Annotated in this window: 13 protein-coding genes; 12 read left to right on the top strand and 1 reads right to left on the bottom strand. The window is 72.2% G+C overall.

The genetic code is table 11. The annotated features are described in order from the left end of the window. Positions 1–39: 39 nt before the first annotated feature. From ACGH52_RS15245 to ACGH52_RS15235, 3 genes are all read left to right on the top strand, one after another. A complete protein-coding gene (locus ACGH52_RS15245; RefSeq protein ID WP_399939799.1) occupies positions 40–2,337 on the top strand; it encodes a HelD family protein in 2,298 nt (765 codons plus the stop codon). 409 nt (positions 2,338–2,746) lie between these two features. Further along, complete coding sequence (locus tag ACGH52_RS15240) at positions 2,747–4,162, top strand: NAD-dependent malic enzyme (protein WP_059301593.1); 1,416 nt, start codon at positions 2,747–2,749, stop codon at positions 4,160–4,162. 352 nt (positions 4,163–4,514) lie between these two features. Then, positions 4,515–4,796 carry an HU family DNA-binding protein gene (locus ACGH52_RS15235; protein ID WP_004987462.1) on the top strand — a complete coding sequence of 94 codons (282 nt, stop codon included), beginning with the start codon at positions 4,515–4,517 and terminating at the stop codon, positions 4,794–4,796. Between the two features lie 184 nt (positions 4,797–4,980). Here the strand turns inward: ACGH52_RS15235 and murA are convergent, their stop codons facing one another. Next, the gene (murA, locus tag ACGH52_RS15230; protein WP_059301592.1) at positions 4,981–6,327 is read right to left on the bottom strand and encodes a UDP-N-acetylglucosamine 1-carboxyvinyltransferase; all 1,347 of its coding nucleotides are present in this window, start codon (positions 6,325–6,327) and stop codon (positions 4,981–4,983) included. A gap of 233 nt (positions 6,328–6,560) precedes the next feature. On the opposite strand from murA, the gene ACGH52_RS15225 reads away from it, so the two are divergent. The 9 genes from ACGH52_RS15225 (at position 6,561) to ACGH52_RS15185 (ending at position 18,077) form a co-directional block, all read left to right on the top strand. After that, complete coding sequence (locus ACGH52_RS15225; RefSeq protein WP_059301591.1) at positions 6,561–7,133, top strand: YqgE/AlgH family protein; 573 nt, start codon at positions 6,561–6,563, stop codon at positions 7,131–7,133. 30 nt (positions 7,134–7,163) lie between these two features. Continuing rightward, positions 7,164–7,448 (top strand): DUF3039 domain-containing protein, encoded by a 285-nt coding sequence (locus tag ACGH52_RS15220; protein WP_030402030.1) that lies wholly within the window; start codon positions 7,164–7,166, stop codon positions 7,446–7,448. 235 nt (positions 7,449–7,683) lie between these two features. After that, on the top strand, positions 7,684–8,982 hold the full coding sequence (locus ACGH52_RS15215; RefSeq protein ID WP_121702079.1) for an extracellular solute-binding protein: 1,299 nt from the start codon (positions 7,684–7,686) through the stop codon (positions 8,980–8,982). Next, the gene (locus ACGH52_RS15210) at positions 8,979–9,944 is read left to right on the top strand and encodes a carbohydrate ABC transporter permease (protein ID WP_059301589.1); all 966 of its coding nucleotides are present in this window, start codon (positions 8,979–8,981) and stop codon (positions 9,942–9,944) included. Before ACGH52_RS15215 ends, ACGH52_RS15210 begins: the two co-directional genes overlap by 4 nt. Further along, a complete protein-coding gene (locus ACGH52_RS15205) occupies positions 9,941–10,786 on the top strand; it encodes a carbohydrate ABC transporter permease (RefSeq protein WP_076974576.1) in 846 nt (281 codons plus the stop codon). Before ACGH52_RS15210 ends, ACGH52_RS15205 begins: the two co-directional genes overlap by 4 nt. A 4-nt stretch (positions 10,787–10,790) precedes the next feature. Further along, on the top strand, positions 10,791–12,425 hold the full coding sequence (locus ACGH52_RS15200) for a beta-N-acetylhexosaminidase (RefSeq protein ID WP_121702078.1): 1,635 nt from the start codon (positions 10,791–10,793) through the stop codon (positions 12,423–12,425). 290 nt (positions 12,426–12,715) lie between these two features. Beyond that, complete coding sequence (locus ACGH52_RS15195; RefSeq protein ID WP_076974574.1) at positions 12,716–13,609, top strand: xanthine dehydrogenase family protein subunit M; 894 nt, start codon at positions 12,716–12,718, stop codon at positions 13,607–13,609. Further along, on the top strand, positions 13,606–15,771 hold the full coding sequence (locus ACGH52_RS15190) for a 2Fe-2S iron-sulfur cluster-binding protein (RefSeq protein ID WP_399939791.1): 2,166 nt from the start codon (positions 13,606–13,608) through the stop codon (positions 15,769–15,771). Before ACGH52_RS15195 ends, ACGH52_RS15190 begins: the two co-directional genes overlap by 4 nt. Further along, positions 15,768–18,077 carry a xanthine dehydrogenase family protein molybdopterin-binding subunit gene (locus tag ACGH52_RS15185; protein WP_399939787.1) on the top strand — a complete coding sequence of 770 codons (2,310 nt, stop codon included), beginning with the start codon at positions 15,768–15,770 and terminating at the stop codon, positions 18,075–18,077. The genes ACGH52_RS15190 and ACGH52_RS15185 overlap by 4 nt, the downstream gene beginning before the upstream one ends. The last annotated feature ends 127 nt before the right edge of the window (positions 18,078–18,204 follow it).

The following is an 18,204-nucleotide window of genomic DNA, read 5'->3' as shown; positions in this document are numbered from 1 at the left end:
TATTTTTGACGGCTGCCCAGCACGTCAGAAGGGGGCCCGGTGGCCGCACAGGCTCAGCAGGACTCGGCGGTCGACTCGGAGCACGACTCCGTGCGGGACCGAGAGATCGCCGTGGAACAGGCGCACCTCGACCGGGTGTACCGACGTCTCGAGGAGAAGATCCACGAGGCGGAGTTCCTCATGCACGACGCCGCCCAGCGCGGCCACGTCGGCACGCCCGGCGCCCTGGCCGAGCGCGACGCGCAGGTCTTCCGGGCCGGTATCCACCTCAACCGCCTGAACAACGAGTTCGAGGACTTCCTCTTCGGCCGCATCGACCTGCTCCTCGGCAAGGACGGCAAGAAGGGCCCGGACGGTGCGTACACGGCCGTGGAGCCCGCCGAGGGCGCCCTCGGGCCCGACAACACCGCCGACATCGCCGAGACCCTGCACATCGGCCGCATCGGTGTCCTGGACGAGGACTACGCCCCGCTGGTCATCGACTGGCGGGCGCCCGCCGCCGCCCCCTTCTACCGGTCCACGCCGGTCGACCCGGGCCGGGTGGTGCGCCGCCGGGTGATCCGCTCCAAGGGGCGGCGCGTCCTCGGCGTCGAGGACGACCTCATGCGGCCCGAGATCACCGCCCGGCTGGACGGCGAGGAGCTGGCCGTCGTCGGCGACGGCGCCCTGATGGCCGCCCTCGGCCAGGCCCGCACCCACTCCATGCGGGACATCGTGGCCTCCATCCAGGCCGAGCAGGACCAGGTGATCCGCGCCCCCGCCGCCTCCGTGACCTACGTCGAGGGCGGCCCCGGCACCGGAAAGACCGCCGTCGCCCTGCACCGGGCGGCGTACCTGCTCTACCAGGACCGGCGCCGGTACGCGGGCGGCATCCTTATCGTCTCGCCGACACCGCTGCTCGTCGCGTACACCGAGGGCGTGCTGCCGTCCCTGGGCGAGGAGGGCCAGGTCGCGATCCGCGCGATCGGCTCCCTGGTCGACGGCGCGGAGGCCACGCTGTACGACTCCCCGGCCACCGCCCGCGCCAAGGGCTCCTCCCGCATGCTCCGGGTGCTGCGCAGGGCCGCGCGCGGAGCGCTGGAACCGGCCGACTCGCCGACTCTGCTCCGGGTCGTCGCCTTCGGCCGCCGCCTCGAACTGGAGGCCGAGGAGCTGGCCGGCATCCGCCGCACCGTCCTCGGCGGCACCGCGCCGGTCAACCTGCTGCGCCCCCGCGCCCGCAGGCTGCTCCTGGACGCCCTGTGGGAGAAGTCGGGCGCCGGTGCCCGGCACAGCGACCCCGAGCTGGCCGCCGAGCTGCGCTCCTCCTTCGACGAGGACATCACCTCCGAGGACTCCTTCATCGCCTTCCTCGACGCCTGGTGGCCCGAGCTGACCCCGGGCGCCGTGCTGGCGGCCATGGCGGACGAGCGCCGCCTGGGCCGCTGGGCGCGGCGCGTGCTGAACCCGGGCGAGGTCCGCAAGGTGGCCCGCTCACTGCGCCGCGAGGGTCATTCCGTGCACGACATCGCCCTGCTCGACGAGCTGCAGGCGATCGTCGGCACCCCGGCCCGCCCCCGCAAGCGGCGCGAGGCGGACCCGCTGGACCAGCTCACCGGCCTTGAGGAGCTGATGCCGCAGCGCGAGGAGACCCAGTGGGAGCGCGCCGAGCGCCTCGCCCAGGAACGCACCGAGTACGCCCACGTCATCGTCGACGAGGCCCAGGACCTCACCCCCATGCAGTGGCGGATGGTCGGCCGCCGCGGCCGGACCGCCACCTGGACGGTCGTCGGCGACCCGGCCCAGTCCTCCTGGTCCGACCCCGACGAGGCCGCCGCCGCCCGTGACGAGGCCCTCGGCACCCGTCCGCGCCGCCGCTTCGAGCTGACCGTGAACTACCGCAACCCGGCCGAGATCGCCGAGCTGGCGGCCAAGGTCCTCGCCCTGGCCATGCCCGGCTCGCCGTCCCCGTCGGCCGTGCGCTCGACCGGCGTGCGGCCGCGCTTCGCGGTGGTGGAGGACTCCCTCGCCCGGACGGTCCGCGCGGAGGCGGCCCGGCTGCTCGACCTCGTCGACGGCACCGTGGGCGTCGTGGTCGCCATGAACCGGCGCGAGGAGGCCAGGCGCTGGCTGGCCGGGCTCGGTGACCGGGTGGTGGCGCTGGGCAGCCTGGAGGCGAAGGGCCTGGAGTACGACGCCACGGTCGTCGTCTCCCCGGCCGAGATCGCCGACGAGTCGCCCGCCGGGCTGCGCGTGCTGTACGTCGCCCTGACCCGGGCCACGCAGCAGCTGACCGTCGTCTCGTGCGAGCGGGACGAGCCGGACGCCTCGGGGGTGCCGGACCTGCTGCGCGACTGAGGCGCCGGGACGTGCGAGAGGCCCGCACCGTGGGACGGTGCGGGCCTCTCGTCTTCTTCGTTTAAGTGGCACCGACCCGCCATGCTCGCCTCGCGGCAAGTGGTCGCTCGTAGCGACGAAGGTTGGGCCCGGGGGCTTGGATCGAGCCGGTGCCACGTCCAAGGTAACAAACGATCCCCGCAAGACAATTCCCGTCCCGCGGGTTCCTTCCGCGTCCCGGGCGCGTTCCGCCCGCCGCTTCCGGTGACCCCTTCCCCCGACGGGCTACTTCTCGTATGGTGGAAGTCGTTTTCCGAAATCGGAGCGAACAAAAAGTTCGCAATCCGGGGCGGCTACCGCGTACCCAGTGGTAGGTGCGACGATCGGACGGCACAACCCAGTTACACGGTGAAAGCAGAGGAAGTCGGCCATGGCAACGGCGCCCAGCGTCTCCTACTCGATGACGGTCCGGCTGGAGGTGCCCGCGGGCGGAACCGCCGTCTCGCAGCTCACCACAGCGGTGGAGTCCGCCGGCGGCTCGGTCACCGGCCTCGACGTCACGGCCTCCGGCCACGACAAGCTCCGCATCGACGTCACCATCGCGGCCGGCTCGACCTCCCACGCCGACGAGATCGTCGAGCAGCTGCGCGGCATCGAGGGCGTCAGCCTGGGCAAGGTCTCCGACCGTACCTTCCTGATGCACCTCGGCGGCAAGATCGAGATGGCGTCGAAGCACCCCATCCGCAACCGTGACGACCTGTCCATGATCTACACGCCGGGCGTGGCCCGCGTCTGCATGGCGATCGCCGAGAACCCCGAGGACGCCCGCCGCCTGACCATCAAGCGCAACTCCGTTGCGGTCGTGACGGATGGTTCCGCGGTGCTGGGCCTGGGCAACATCGGCCCCAAGGCCGCGCTGCCGGTCATGGAGGGCAAGGCGGCCCTCTTCAAGCGCTTCGCCGGCATCGACGCCTGGCCGCTCTGCCTCGACACCCAGGACACCGACGCGATCGTCGAGATCGTCAAGGCCATCGCCCCGGGCTTCGCCGGCATCAACCTGGAGGACATCTCCGCGCCGCGCTGCTTCGAGATCGAGGCCCGGCTGCGCGAGGCCCTCGACATCCCCGTCTTCCACGACGACCAGCACGGCACCGCCATCGTCGTGCTCGCCGCACTGACCAACGCCCTGCGCGTGGTCGACAAGCCCATCGAGAACGTACGGGTCGTCATGTCCGGCGCCGGTGCGGCCGGTACGGCCATCCTCAAGCTGCTGCTCGCCGCCGGGGTCAAGAACGCCGTCGTCGCCGACATCCACGGCGTCGTGCACACCGGCCGCGCCGACCTGGTGGACGCCGCGCCCGAGTCGGCCCTGCGCTGGATCGCCGACAACACCAACCCCGAGGGCCTCACGGGCACCCTCAAGGAGGCCGTGCACGGCGCGGACGTCTTCATCGGCGTCTCCGCCCCCAACGTCCTGGACGGCGCGGACGTGGCCGCCATGGCGGACGGTGCGATCGTGTTCGCGCTCGCGAACCCCGACCCCGAGGTCGACCCGGCGATCGCCCGCGAGACGGCCGCGGTCGTCGCCACCGGCCGCAGCGACTTCCCGAACCAGATCAACAACGTGCTGGTCTTCCCCGGTGTCTTCCGCGGCCTGCTGGACGCCCAGTCCCGCACCGTCAACACCGAGATGATGCTCGCCGCCGCACACGCCCTCGCGGACGTGGTGACCGAGGACGAGATCAACCCGAACTACATCATCCCCAGCGTCTTCAACGACAAGGTCGCCGGTGCCGTCGCGGGCGCCGTGCGGGAGGCGGCGAAGGCCGCCGGAGTGGTGGCGTAGGTTCCGCCGGCCGGGGAAGGCGGTCCGTGGCGTGGTGGTGAGGATCACCACGGCGGGCCGCCCCTCCGGCGCGTCGCGGGATGTCGGGCCTCGGATCGCCCTCTAGGGTTGCGCAAGGCTCAGGCCCTCTCGGCGTGTGACTCCCAAGGGTGTTCTCACGACTCCTGGGGGTGCCGGATTGGCTTTACCGCCGCAGGTGGAGGCAGGATGCCTCCCTGGGCGCGAGGGTCTGACGACCGACCCGGGTCCGGGGAATGTCAGAGGGCCCTGGCAGCATCGGCATCGCTGTGCCCAACATGCGGCTCCGCCGCGTGGCACGCCTCAACGGCAAGAAGAACACGGGAGTAACAACATGAACCGCAGTGAGCTGGTGGCCGCGCTGGCCGACCGCGCCGAGGTGACTCGCAAGGACGCCGACGCCGTGCTGGCCGCGTTCGCCGAGGTTGTCGGCGACATCGTCTCCAAGGGCGACGAGAAGGTCACCGTCCCCGGCTTCCTGACCTTCGAGCGCACCCACCGTGCCGCTCGCACCGCCCGCAACCCGCAGACCGGCGAGCCGATCCAGATCCCGGCCGGCTACAGCGTCAAGGTCTCCGCGGGTTCCAAGCTCAAGGAAGCCGCCAAGGGTAAGTAATCGCTCCGCTTTGAGCGCCGGGGACTGCGCGGATCGTTCGTTCGGGGTGCGGTCGTTTCGCGGCTGCGGGCCCGTTGTGGCTGGTCGCGCAGTTCCCCGCGCCCCTTTGGGGCGTTCGACGTAACGCCGATGGGGCGGTCACCCGAGATCGGGTGCCCGCCCCATCGGCGTTTCCGCGAGGTGTCTAGCCGAGGGCCTTGCCCGGGAGTTCCACCTTCGCGCCCAGCTCCACGAGCTTGTCCATGAAGTTCTCGTAGCCCCGGTTGATCAGGTCGATGCCGTGGACCCGGGAGGTGCCCTGGGCCGCGAGGGCGGCGATCAGGTACGAGAAGCCGCCGCGCAGGTCGGGGATGACCAGGTCGGCGCCCTCCAGCTTGGTCGGTCCGGAGACCACGGCCGAGTGCAGGAAGTTGCGCTGGCCGAAGCGGCAGTCGGAGCCGCCGAGGCACTCGCGGTAGAGCTGGATGTGGGCACCCATCTGGTTGAGCGCGGAGGTGAATCCCAGCCGGGACTCGTAGACCGTCTCGTGGACGATGGACAGGCCCGTGGCCTGCGTCAGGGCGACCACCAGGGGCTGCTGCCAGTCCGTCTGGAAGCCGGGGTGCACGTCCGTCTCCAGGGCGATGGACTTCAGCCGCCCGCCCGGGTGCCAGAAGCGGATGCCCTCGTCGTCGATCTCGAACGCGCCGCCCACCTTCCGGAAGGTGTTCAGGAACGTCATCATCGAGCGCTGCTGGGCGCCGCGGACATAGACGTTGCCCTCGGTGGCCAGCGCCGCGGAGGCCCAGGAGGCCGCCTCCAGGCGGTCCGAGAGGGCACGGTGGGTGTAACCGCCCAGCTCGTCCACACCGGTGATACGGATCGTGCGGTCGGTGTCCATGGCGATGATCGCGCCCATTTTCTGCAGGACGCAGATCAGGTCCTCGATCTCCGGTTCCACGGCCGCGTTGGACAGCTCCGTGACGCCCTCGGCGAGCACCGCCGTCAGCAGCACCTGCTCGGTCGCGCCGACGGACGGGTACGGCAGCCGGATCTTGGTGCCGCGCAGCCGCTGCGGGGCTTCCAGGTACTGGCCGTCCGCCCGCTTCTCGATCTTCGCGCCGAACTGGCGCAGCACCTCGAAGTGGAAGTCGATGGGCCGGCCGCCGATGTCGCAGCCGCCCAGGCCCGGGATGAAGGCGTGCCCGAGGCGGTGCAGCAGCGGGCCGCAGAACAGGATCGGGATGCGCGACGAGCCCGCGTGGGCATCGATGTCGGCGACGTTCGCGCTCTCCACGTGGGAGGGGTCGAGGATCAGCTCGCCGGGCTCCTCACCCGGGCGGACGGTCACCCCGTGCAGCTGCAGCAGTCCGCGTACGACCCGCACGTCGCGGATGTCCGGCACGTTGCGCAGCCGGCTCGGCGCACTGCCCAGCAGGGCGGCCACCATCGCCTTCGGCACGAGGTTCTTCGCACCGCGGACCCGGATCTCGCCCTCCAGCGGGGTTCCGCCGTGGACAAGCAGTACGTCATCAGCGCCGTTGACGGTCATGAATCTCGCGTTCCGTGGGGTTGGGCAGGGGCCAGAAGGGAAAGGGTAATCGTCTTGTACCCCCCTTCATGGCGCGTCCGCACGGTCCGGCAACGTCATGGATTTGTCACAACACGCGGTGTTCCCCGGCGCGCACGGGGGGTCACGATCGAAGGGCGTGCGCGGGTGCGTGTTCACCCCCGTGCCTCCGATTGCCTCCCCACGGGAGGGGAACATGCGGGATCATGTCTGGCATGACCGAGGTGTCCTCGCTCACGGGGCGGCTGCTCGTGGCAACGCCCGCCCTGGCGGACCCGAACTTCGAGCGTGCGGTGGTGCTCCTCCTCGACCACGACGAGGAGGGCTCCCTCGGTGTTGTCCTCAACCGTCCCACGCCGGTCGACGTGGGCGACATCCTGGAGGACTGGGCGGACCTGGCCGGCGATCCGGGCGTCGTCTTCCAGGGCGGCCCGGTGTCGCTGGACTCGGCCCTCGGTGTCGCCGTCGTCCCCGGCGGGGAGACCGGCGAGCGGGCGCCGCTGGGCTGGCGGCGGGTGCACGGCGCGATCGGCCTCGTGGACCTGGAGGCACCGCCGGAGCTGCTGGCGTCCGCCGTGGGCGCCCTGCGGATCTTCGCCGGGTACGCGGGCTGGGGACCCGGCCAGCTGGAGGACGAGCTGACCGAGGGCGCCTGGTACGTGGTCGAGTCCGAGCCCGGCGACGTCTCCTCGCCGTTCCCGGAGCGGCTCTGGCGCGAGGTGCTGCGCCGCCAGCGGGGCGACCTGGCGATGGTGGCGACGTATCCGGACGACCCGTCGCTCAACTGAAGCGTGTGAGCTTCAGTACCCTTGGCGGTTATGAGCACTCTCGAGCCCGAGCGCGGGACTGGTACGGGAACCCTCGTCGAGCCGACGCCGCAGACGTCCCACGGCGACGGCGATCACGAGCGCTTCGCGCATTACGTCCAGAAGGACAAGATCATGGCGAGCGCCCTCGACGGCACCCCCGTCGTGGCGCTGTGCGGCAAGGTCTGGGTGCCGGGCCGCGATCCCAAGAAGTATCCCGTCTGCCCCATGTGCAAGGAGATCTACGAGTCCATGAGCGGCGGCGGGGACGAGGGCAAGGGCGGCGACAAGAAGTAGGCGTCGAGACGTAGCGCCCCTGCCCGTACAGACCTCTCAGATCGTCCCGAAGGCCCCCGGAGTGTGCCCGCGCGCACTCCGGGGGCCTTCGTGCGTCGGGGCTGATTAACAAAGAGGTTTACGAATTGGTTCAGACCTCTTGTGGACAGGTTCATGTCTCCCTACGCTCCTGGGTGTTGTGCAGAGCGAAACCGTCATTGCATATGTTGCAACGCACGCCCGGAGGAAAGACTCCATGAAGCTCGCCCCCCGCCTGGCCGTACTGCTGGCCGCGGCCGTCGTCGCCGCGACCGCCTGCGCACCCCAGACGTCCGACAACTCCTCCTCCGGCAAGGACGAGAAGAGCGGCACGTTGCGCGTCTGGCTGTTCCAGGAGGTCAACAACAAGCCGAAGGAGAAGGTCGTCGACGCGGCCCTCGCCGACTTCAAGAAGGCGCACGAGGACACGAAGGTCACCCTGGAGTACATCCCGGTCGAGACCCGCGCCCAGCGCATCAAGGCCGCCTTCAACGACCCGAAGAGCGCCCCCGACGTCATCGAGTTCGGCAACACCGACACCGCCGGCTACGTCAAGGACGGCGGACTCGCCGACGTCACCGAGGAGTTCGCGGCCTGGGACGAGGCCAAGGACACCGACCCCACCGCCCGCCAGTCGGTCACCGTGGACGGAAAGGTCTACGGGGCCCCCTACTTCGTCGGCGTCCGCGCCCTCTACTACCGCACCGACGTCTTCGACGAACTCGGTCTCGAACCTCCCAAGTCGCTGGCGGAGCTGGCGTCCACCGCCAAGAAGGTGCACGCCGAGAAGCCCGACCTCTACGGCATCGCGGTCGGCGGCGCCTACACCTACGGCGCGATGCCGTTCATCTGGGCCAACGGCGGCGAACTCGCCACCGGCAAGGGCGGCTCGTACGCCTCCGCCATCGACAGCGCCGCCGCCCGCAAGGGCGTCGAGGCGTACACGTCCCTCTTCGGGGACGACAACTGCCCCGCCGCCAAGTGCGCCGGCATGGGCGGCAACGACACCGTCACCGCCTTCGCCTCCGGCAAGGCGGCCATGGCCATCGGCGGCGACTTCAGCCACCAGGCCGTGGAGGCCGGCAAGGCGAAGGGCAAGTACGCGGTCGTGCCGCTGCCCGGCGTCGAGCCCGGCTCCATCGCCCCCGCCTTCGCGGGCGGCAACAACATCGGCGTCCTGAAGAGCACCTCGCACCGCACCCTCGCCGTCGACCTGATGAAGCGGCTCGCGTCGAAGAAGGCGCAGGGTGAGCTGTTCGACGCGATGGGCTTCCTGCCCACCTTCACGGACGTACGGCAGCAGGTGGCGGCGCGGGAGCCGTTCGTGAAGCCGTTCGTCGACACGCTCGCCGCGGGCACGAAGTTCGTGCCGGCCTCGCCCGCGTGGGCGACGATCGACTCCTCGCAGGTGCTGCCGACGATGTTCCAGGAGGTGGTCAGCGGCAAGAAGGAGGTGGGCGCTGCCGCTGGGGACGCCGCGAAGAAGATGGACGACGCGTTTGGCTCCGCCGGATGAGTGTGTCGCCTTCCAGCTCGGGGGGTGCGGTGCGTTCGCGGGTGCGGCGGCGTCGTGGCTTGTCGCGCAGTTCCCCGCGCCCCTTCGGGCGCTCCTCCGCCACCCCCTGGATATATCTCGCGCCTGCTCTTGTCGTCCTTGGTGGGCTGCTGGTCTATCCCGTTTACCAGCTCGGGCTGATCTCGTTTCTGGAGTACACGCAGGCTCAGGTCAGTGGTGGGGAGCCGGCGACCTTCCAGGGGTTCGGGAACTACGCCGAGCTGTTCGGGGACGGGGAGTTCTGGCGGGTGCTGCTCGCCACCGTCGTGTTCGCCGCGGCCTGTGTGGTGTCCACGTTGGCCGTCGGGTGTGCGCTCGCCGTGCTGCTGACGCGGGTGCGGGCCGTGCCGCGGCTGGTGCTGATGCTGGCCGGGCTCGGCGCGTGGGCGACCCCGGCGGTCACCGGGTCCACGGTGTGGCTGCTGCTGTTCGACCCGGACTTCGGGCCCGTCAACCGGATGCTGGGCCTCGGCGACCACTCGTGGACGTACGGACGCTACAGCGCCTTCCTGCTCGTGCTGCTCGAAGTGGTCTGGTGCTCCTTCCCGTTCGTCATGGTGACCGTCTACGCCGGGATACGGGCCGTACCGGCCGAGGTGCTGGAGGCCGCCTCGCTCGACGGGGCCTCGCAGTGGCGGATCTGGCGCTCGGTGCTCGCGCCGATGCTCCGGCCGATCCTCGTCGTCGTCACCATCCAGTCGGTCATCTGGGACTTCAAGGTCTTCACCCAGATCTACGTCATGACCAACGGCGGCGGCATCGCCGGCCAGAACCTCGTCCTCAACGTCTACGCCTATCAGAAGGCCTTCGCGTCCTCGCAGTACAGCCTCGGCTCCGCCATCGGCGTGGTCATGCTGCTGATCCTGCTCGCCGTGACGCTGGTCTACCTGCGGCTGCTGCGCCGCCAGGGGGAGGAGCTGTGAATCTTCTGCGCGCGCGGGTGCGCCGTCCGTGGCGGCTCGCGGCCGAGGTGTCCGCGCTGCTCATCGCGGTGGTCGTCGCCTTCCCGCTGTACTGGATGGTGCTGAGCGCCTTCAAACCGGCCGGGGAGATCGAGTCGAGCGAGCCCCGGCCCTGGACGCTGACCCCCTCGCTGGATTCCTTCCGGCGGGTGTTCGAACAGCAGGAATTCGGCCGCTACTTTCTCAACAGCCTGATCGTGGCGGGTTGTGTGGTGATCGCCTCGGCGCTGATCGCGTTCCTCGCGGCGACCGCGGTGACGCGTTTCCGGTTCCGTTTCCGGACCACCCTGCTGATCATGTTCCTGGTGGCCCAGATGGTGCCCGTGGAGGCGCTCACGATCCCGCTGTTCTTCCTCATGCGGGACTTCGGCCAGCTGAACACGCTGGGTTCGCTGATCCTGCCCCACATCGCCTTCTCGCTGCCCTTCGCGATCTGGATGCTGCGGGGCTTCGTGAAAGCGGTGCCGGAGGCACTGGAGGAGGCCGCCTACATCGACGGGGCGAGCCGGACGCGCTTTCTGTGGCAGATCCTTTTCCCGCTGGTCCTCCCGGGTCTCGTGGCCACCAGCGTCTTCTCCTTCATCTCGACCTGGAACGACTTCCTGTTCGCCAAGTCGTTCATCATCAGCGACACCTCCCAGTCGACGCTGCCGATGGCGCTGCTGGTCTTCTACAAGCCGGACGATCCCGACTGGGGCGGCGTCATGGCCGCGTCCACGGTGATGACGATCCCGGTGCTGGTCTTCTTCGTACTCGTACAACGACGACTCGTCTCCGGCCTCGGCGGAGCGGTGAAGGACTGACAACGTGACCGACGTGACGCACTCGACCGACGTGATCCCCCAGCCGCGTCAAGTGGCCGCCCCGGACGCCGACTCCTTCTTCGACCTCGGCCCGGACACCGCTCTGGTGGCCGGAGAAGGCGCCGAGCACACCGAACGCTGGCTGCGCGCCACGCTGGGCGCGGCCACCGGCCTGCCGCTGGCGCCCGGGGCGGGGGACGGCGGCCTCGTCCGGCTGGACCTCGACGGCGAACTGGCCGAAGAGGGCTACCGCCTCGACATCGCGCCGGAGGGCGTGCACCTCACCGGCGGCGGTCCGGCCGGCCTCTTCTGGGGCGCCCAGACACTGCGCCAGCTGCTCGGCCCGGACGCCTTCCGGCGCGCCCCGCTGCCCGACCGCCGGTGGCGGCTGCCGCTGGGCCGCATCGAGGACGCGCCCCGCTTCCGCTGGCGCGGACTGATGCTGGACGTCTCCCGGCACTTCATGCCGAAGGACGGCGTCCTGCGCTACCTGGACCTGATGGCCGCCCACAAACTCAACGTCCTGCACTTCCACCTGACGGACGACCAGGGCTGGCGCGTGGAGATCAAACGCCATCCGAAGCTCACCGAGACCGGCTCCTGGCGGTCGCGCACCAAATTCGGCCACCGGGCCTCGCCGCTGTGGGAGGACAAACCCCACGGCGGCTACTACACCCAGGAGGACATCCGGGAGATCGTCGCCTACGCCGCCGCACGGCACATCACCGTCGTCCCCGAAATCGACGTACCCGGGCACTCGCAGGCCGCCATCGCCGCGTATCCGGAACTGGGCAACACGGATGTGATCGACACCACCGCCCTGTCCGTCTGGGACACCTGGGGCGTCTGCCCGAACGTGCTCAACCCTTCCGAGAACACCCTGCGCTTCTACGAGGGCGTGTTCGAGGAACTCCTGGAGCTTTTCCCCTCGGAGTTCGTCCACATCGGCGGCGACGAATGCCCCAAGGACCAGTGGCGGGCCTCCGCCACCGCGCAGGCGCGGATCGCGGAACTCGGCCTCGCCGACGAGGACGAACTCCAGTCCTGGTTCATCCAGCACTTCGACACCTGGCTCAGCGCGCGCGGACGCCGGCTCATCGGCTGGGACGAGATCCTGGAGGGCGGACTCGCCAAGGGCGCGGCCGTCTCCTCCTGGCGCGGTTACGCGGGCGGGATCGCCGCCGCGCGCGCGGGGCACGACGTCGTGATGTGCCCCGAGCAGCAGGTGTACCTGAACTTCCGGGAGGACGGCGGCGAGGACGAACCCGTGCCGATCGCCTACGTGCGCACCCTGGAGGACGTCTACCGGTTCGAGCCGGTTCCGGCGGAGCTGACCCCTGAGGAGGCCGGACACGTGATCGGCACCCAGGCGAACCTGTGGACCGAGGTGACGGAGAACCAGGAGCGGGTGGACTACCAGCTCTTCCCGAGGCTCGCCGCCTTCGCCGAGGTCGCCTGGAGCGCCCTGCCCGCCCCCGCCGACCGGGACTACGGCGCCTTCGAGCGGCGGATGGCCACCCACTACCGGCGGCTCGACGCCCTGGGCGTCGCCTACCGTCCGCCCGCCGGTCCGCGGCCCTGGCAGCGGCGGCCCGGCGTGCTCGGCCGTCCGATGGACGGGCCGCCGCCGAACATGTGAACAGGCGGCCAAGTGAGCGGGTGACCAAGTGAGTACGTGAGCAAGCAAGGGAAACGCCCCTAAACGACACCGAAGAGTGGCAACTCGTACGCATCACGCGTAACTCCGATCGTCGGAGATCCCGTGTGAAAACGGACCATCTCGCCGACGAGGTGGGCGAATGCCTCCTAGCGGACCCCTGCGTTCGGGCCCTGCGAAGATGTGCCAGAGTTGCCACGTCCGCCCTGTCAGGTCGTACCGTACGGCCACATGGGCGGGACCAGGTGGGACAGCGGGAAGGGGCAGTCGGTTTGACCACGCACGCACCGCAGGCGGCGCAGGCCGTCACGCTGCCCACGACACTGGACGAGGCCGTGGCGGCGCTCACCGCGATGCCCGCGGCCGTTCCGGTCGCGGGCGGCACCGACCTGATGGCGGCCGTCAACTCCGGTCAGCTCAGGCCCGCCGCGCTGGTGGGCCTCGGCCGGATCAGCGAGATCCGCGGCTGGCAGTACCAGGACGGGCACGCGCTGCTCGGCGCGGGCCTCACCCACGCCCGCATGGGCCGCCCCGACTTCGCCGCGCTCATCCCGGCGCTCGCCGCCGCCGCGCGGGCCGCCGGACCGCCGCAGATCCGCAACGCGGGCACCCTGGGCGGCAACATCGCCTCGGCCGCCCCCACCGGGGACGCGCTGCCGGTGCTGGCCGCCCTGGAGGCGACCCTGATCATCGCGGGCCCGGACGGCGCCCGCCGGGAGATGCCGGTCTCGCACCTGCTGGCGGGCATGGAGATGCTCCGCGCGGGAGAACTCATCGGCTACGTGCGCGTGCCGCTGCTGCACGCGCCGCAGGTCTTCCTGAAGGCGACCGGCCGCACCGGACCCGGCCGCGCGACGGCCTCCGTGGCGCTGGTCCTCGACCCCGCCCGGCGCGGAGTGCGGTGCGCGGTGGGCGCCATCGCGCCGATGCCGCTGCGGCCCCTGGAGGCCGAGCAGTGGGTGGCCTCGCTCATCGACTGGGACAACGGCCGCGCCGTCGTCCCGGAGGCGCTGCACGGATTCGGCGAGTACGTCGCCGCGGCCTGCATCCCCGACGCGGCCCCGGACGACGACGGCTCCGTGCCGCAGCTTCCGCCCGCCGTACTGCACCTGCGGCGCACCGTCGCCGCGCTGGCCCGACGAGCACTGGGGAGGGCGCTGTCATGACCGACGACCAGCACGGCGACCCGCACGGAGATCAGCACGCGGGGGGCACACCCCCCGGCGGCAGCCGCTGGGACCCGCTGCCCCAGGGCGACTACGACGACGGCGCCACCGCCTTCGTGAAACTCCCCGAGGGCGGTGTGGACGCGCTCCTCGCCTCCTCCGAGAGCCCGCTCGCCGCGCCCGGACACGGGTACGTGCCGCCCCAGATCACGGTCGCGCCCGCCACCACCGCCGGTACCGACCCGGCCGCCACCGGCTCCTGGGCGGTGCCGTCGGCCCCGTCCGCGCCCGTGGACGGCACCCAGTGGCAGACCCCGGACACCGGTCAGGACCCGGCCGCCCACCAGGGGTACGGCGACTACGCGGCCCAGCAGGACCCCTACGGCGGGGCGGCGCCCTACGGCGGGCACGCCGGGCAGGACGACCGGTTCGCCTACCAGCCCGGCGCCACCGGCCAGTGGGACTTCTCGCAGACACCGCAGGCACCGCAGGCCGACCCGGAGGCCGCGGCGTCCCGGCCCGCGCCGGGCCAGGACGTGACCGGGCAGTGGTCCATCCCCGTGGCCGACGGCGACCTGCCGGACGAGTCGGGCGAGTTCACCACCTCGTCCCTGGCCGAGCAGTGGGGCACCGGCGCTCCCGCCACCCTCCCCGGCGGCGCTCCCGCGCCCTGGGCGACCCAGCCGCCCGGCCAGCCGTGGGGCGAGGCCACGGAGCCGACCGGCCCGTCCGACGAGGAGCGGTCCGCCGCGAGCGGACACGGATACGGCTTTGTCGCGGGTGAGCACGGGCAGGGACACGGACCCGACTCCGGCGTCGGCGCGGACCCCGCGTCCGACCCCGCTGCCGGTCCACGGGAGCCGGACCCGACCCCGCACGGGCACGGGCACGGATACGAGTCCGCCCCCGCGGGCGGGCACGGGCACGAGTCCGACTCCGGCGTCGGCGCGGACCACGGCCCAGACACCGCTGCCGACCCACACGAGCCGGACGCGACCGCGACCCCGCACCGGCGCGACCCCGGCGCGAGCCTTGACGGCTCCCGTCCTGCCGACGGTCCGTACGCCCATGTGCCCGGCGACGCCGCCGAGCCCGTGACCGAAGCCGCCGCCGGGCTCGCCGCTGAGACTGGGACGGTCACCGACGGGCCGCATGGGGCCGAGGAGGCCGCTGAGGGCCCGGCAGGGCGTTCCGCGGGCCCTGCCGAGGAGGCGAGGGCGGCATCCCGTCCGGAGGCCGCTGACGGCCCCCTGGCGGCCCCGGCACCCACCGCCGCTGGGGAGCGCACCCCCGAGCCCGTCGACGAGCCCGGAGGGCCACCCGTGGGAGGGCCGCGGCCCGAGACCCCGGACGCCCCCGGGGACGACGCGGCCGACGCCGGTACGGGCCCGGACGCGGACGGGACCGACGCGGACACCACCGAGGCCGGCCCCGACGGCGCCCAGGAGCCGTCGGCCCCCGCCGGTTCGCGGGAGGAACACCCCCTTGCCTCCTACGTGCTGCGCGTCAACGGCGCCGACCGGCCCGTCACCGACGCCTGGATCGGCGAATCGCTGCTGTACGTGCTGCGCGAGCGGCTCGGCCTCGCGGGCGCCAAGGACGGCTGCTCGCAGGGTGAGTGCGGCGCCTGCAACGTGCAGGTCGACGGACGGCTCGTCGCCTCCTGCCTGGTCCCGTCCGTGACCGCGGCCGGCAGCGAGGTGCGCACCGTCGAGGGCCTGGCCACCGACGGACAGCCCTCGGACGTGCAGCGGGCCCTCGCCCGGCGCGGCGCCGTGCAGTGCGGCTTCTGCGTGCCCGGCATGGCGATGACCGTGCACAACCTCCTGGAGGGCAACCCGGCCCCGACCGAGCTGGAGGCCCGCCAGGCCCTGTGCGGCAACCTGTGCCGCTGCTCCGGCTACCGGGGCGTCCTGGAGGCCGTCCAGGAGGTCGTCGCCGAACGCGAGGCGCACGCCGACGCCGACGCCCAGGCGGGCGCCGGCACCGAGGAGCCCCGCATCCCGCACCAGGCAGGCCCCGGCGCGGGCGGCGTCAACCCGGCGGCGTTCGCGTCCCAGCCACCGCCCGGGGCGCAGGACCCGACAGGACCGCACGACCAGCCGCCGTACGGCGACCACGGCGACCACGGCACCCACGGCCGGGACGGAGGCCACGCGTGAGCAACGACGCCGCGACTGCGGAGGCCGAGGGAACCGCCGAGGCGGCGACCCCGGCCCCCGAACCGATCCCGCACGGCCTCGGCGCGTCCCTGCCGCCCGCCGACGCCCGCGCCAAGACCGAGGGCACCTTCCCCTACGCCGCCGACCTGTGGGCCGAGGGCCTGCTGTGGGCGGCCGTGCTGCGCTCACCGCACCCGCACGCGCGCATCGTGTCCATCGACACCACCCACGCGCGCGAGATGCCCGGCGTACGGGCCGTCGTCACCCACGAGGACGTGCCGGGCACCCCGCTGCACGGCCGCGGCTCCCGCGCCGACCGCCCGGTCTTCGCCTCCGAGGTCGTACGCCACCACGGCGAGCCCCTCGCCGCCGTCGCCGCCGACCACCCGGACACCGCGCGGATGGCCGCCGCCGCCGTCATCGTCGAGTACGAGGTGCTCGACCCGGTCACCGACCCGGAGCAGGCCTTCGAGGCCGAGCCGCTGCACCCCGACGGCAACCTGATCCGGCACATCCCGCTGCGCCAAGGCGACCCGGAGGCGGCCGGCGAGATCGTCGTCGAGGGCCTGTACCGCATCGGCCGTCAGGACCCGGCGCCCATAGGGGCCGAGGCGGGTCTCGCCGTACCGCGCCCCGACGGCGGCGTGGAGCTGTACCTGGCCTCCACCGACCCGCACGGCGACCGCGAGATCGCCGCCGCCTGCTACGGCCTGCCCCCCGAGCAGGTGAAGATCGTGGTCACCGGGGTGCCGGGCGCCACCGCCGACCGCGAGGACCAGGGCTTCCAGCTGCCGCTCGGCCTGCTCGCGCTGAAGACCGGCTGCCCGGTGAAACTGACCGCCACGCGCGAGGAGTCCTTCCTCGGGCACACCCACCGCCACCCCACCCTCCTGCGCTACCGCCACCACGCGGACGCCGAGGGCCGGGTCGTGAAGGTCGAGGCGCAGATCCTGCTCGACGCGGGCGCCTACGCGGACACCTCCTCCGACGCCCTGGCCGCCGCGGTCGCCTTCGCCTGCGGCCCCTACGTCGTCCCGAACGCCTTCATCGAGGGCTGGGCCGTACGCACCAACAACCCGCCCTCCGGCCATGTGCGCGGCGAGGGCGCCATGCAGGTCTGCGCCGCGTACGAGGCGCAGATGGACAAGGTCGCCAAGAAGCTCGGCCTCGACCCGGCCGAGGTGCGGCTGCGCAACGTCCTGGCCACCGGCGACGTGCTGCCCACCGGCCAGACGGTCACCTGCCCCGCCCCGGTCGCCGAACTCCTCCAGGCGGTCCGCGACTTCCCGCTGCCCGCGCCGCCCGAGGACGAGTGGCTGCTGCCCGGCGGCCCCGAGGGCGCGGGCGAACCGGGCGCGGTGCGCCGGGGCGTGGGCTACGGCATCGGCATGGTGCACATGCTCGGCGCGGAGGGCGCGGACGAGGTCTCCACGGCCACGGTGAAGGTCCAGGACGGCGTGGCGACGGTGCTGTGCGCGGCCGTCGAGACCGGCCAGGGTTTCACCACGCTGGCCCGGCAGATCGTGCAGGACACCCTCGGCGTCGACGAGGTGCAGGTGGCACCCGTCGACACCGACCAGCCCCCGGCCGGACCGGGCTGCCGGGGCCGGCACACCTGGGTGTCGGGCGGCGCGGTGGAGCGGGCGGCCAAGATGGTCCGCACCCAGCTCCTCCAGCCGCTGGCGCACCAGTTCGGGATGTCGACCGAGCTGCTCCAGATCGCCGACGGCAAGATCACCTCGTACGACGGCGTGCTCTCGACGACCGTCAGCGAGGCGCTGGACGGCAAGGAGCTGTGGGCCACCGCCCAGTGCCGCCCGCACCCGACCGAGCCGCTGGACGAGGCCGGGCAGGGCGACGCGTTCGTCGGGATGGCCTTCTGCGCGATCCGCGCGGTGGTGGACGTGGACATCGAGATCGGCTCGGTACGGGTCGTGGAGCTGGCCGTCGCCCAGGACGTCGGCCGGGTCCTGAACCCGGCCCAGCTGACCGCCCGGATCGAGGCGGGCGTCACCCAGGGCGTCGGCATCGCGCTCACGGAGAACCTCCGCACCCCGCGCGGTCTGATCCGCCACCCCGACCTGACCGGCTACGCCCTCCCGACGGCACTCGACACCCCCGACATCCGGATCGTGAAGCTCGTCGAGGAGCGTGACGTGGTCGCCCCCTTCGGCGCCAAGGCCGTCAGCGCGGCACCCGTGGTCGCGTCCCCGGCGGCCGTCGCCTCCGCGGTGCGCGCGGCCACCGGACGCCCGGTCAACCGCCTCCCGATCCGCCCGCAGGCGGCGGTGGCCACCGGCCACTGAGCCTCACGCGCACGAGCCGCCCGCGCGCGTGAGGCAACGCGTGCGGGGTCCGGCGCGTCCTCAAGGGCGAACGGGGTCCGTGCGCAGGTGCGTTGTCAGTGGTGGCGCGTAGTCTCCGAAGGAGTGC

It is taken from the genome of Streptomyces sp. BBFR25 (assembly GCF_044590125.1).
Lineage (GTDB): Bacteria > Actinomycetota > Actinomycetes > Streptomycetales > Streptomycetaceae > Streptomyces > Streptomyces canus_D.
Note: the sequence above shows the minus strand (reverse complement) of the source record. Positions and strands in the feature narration are given on the sequence as shown.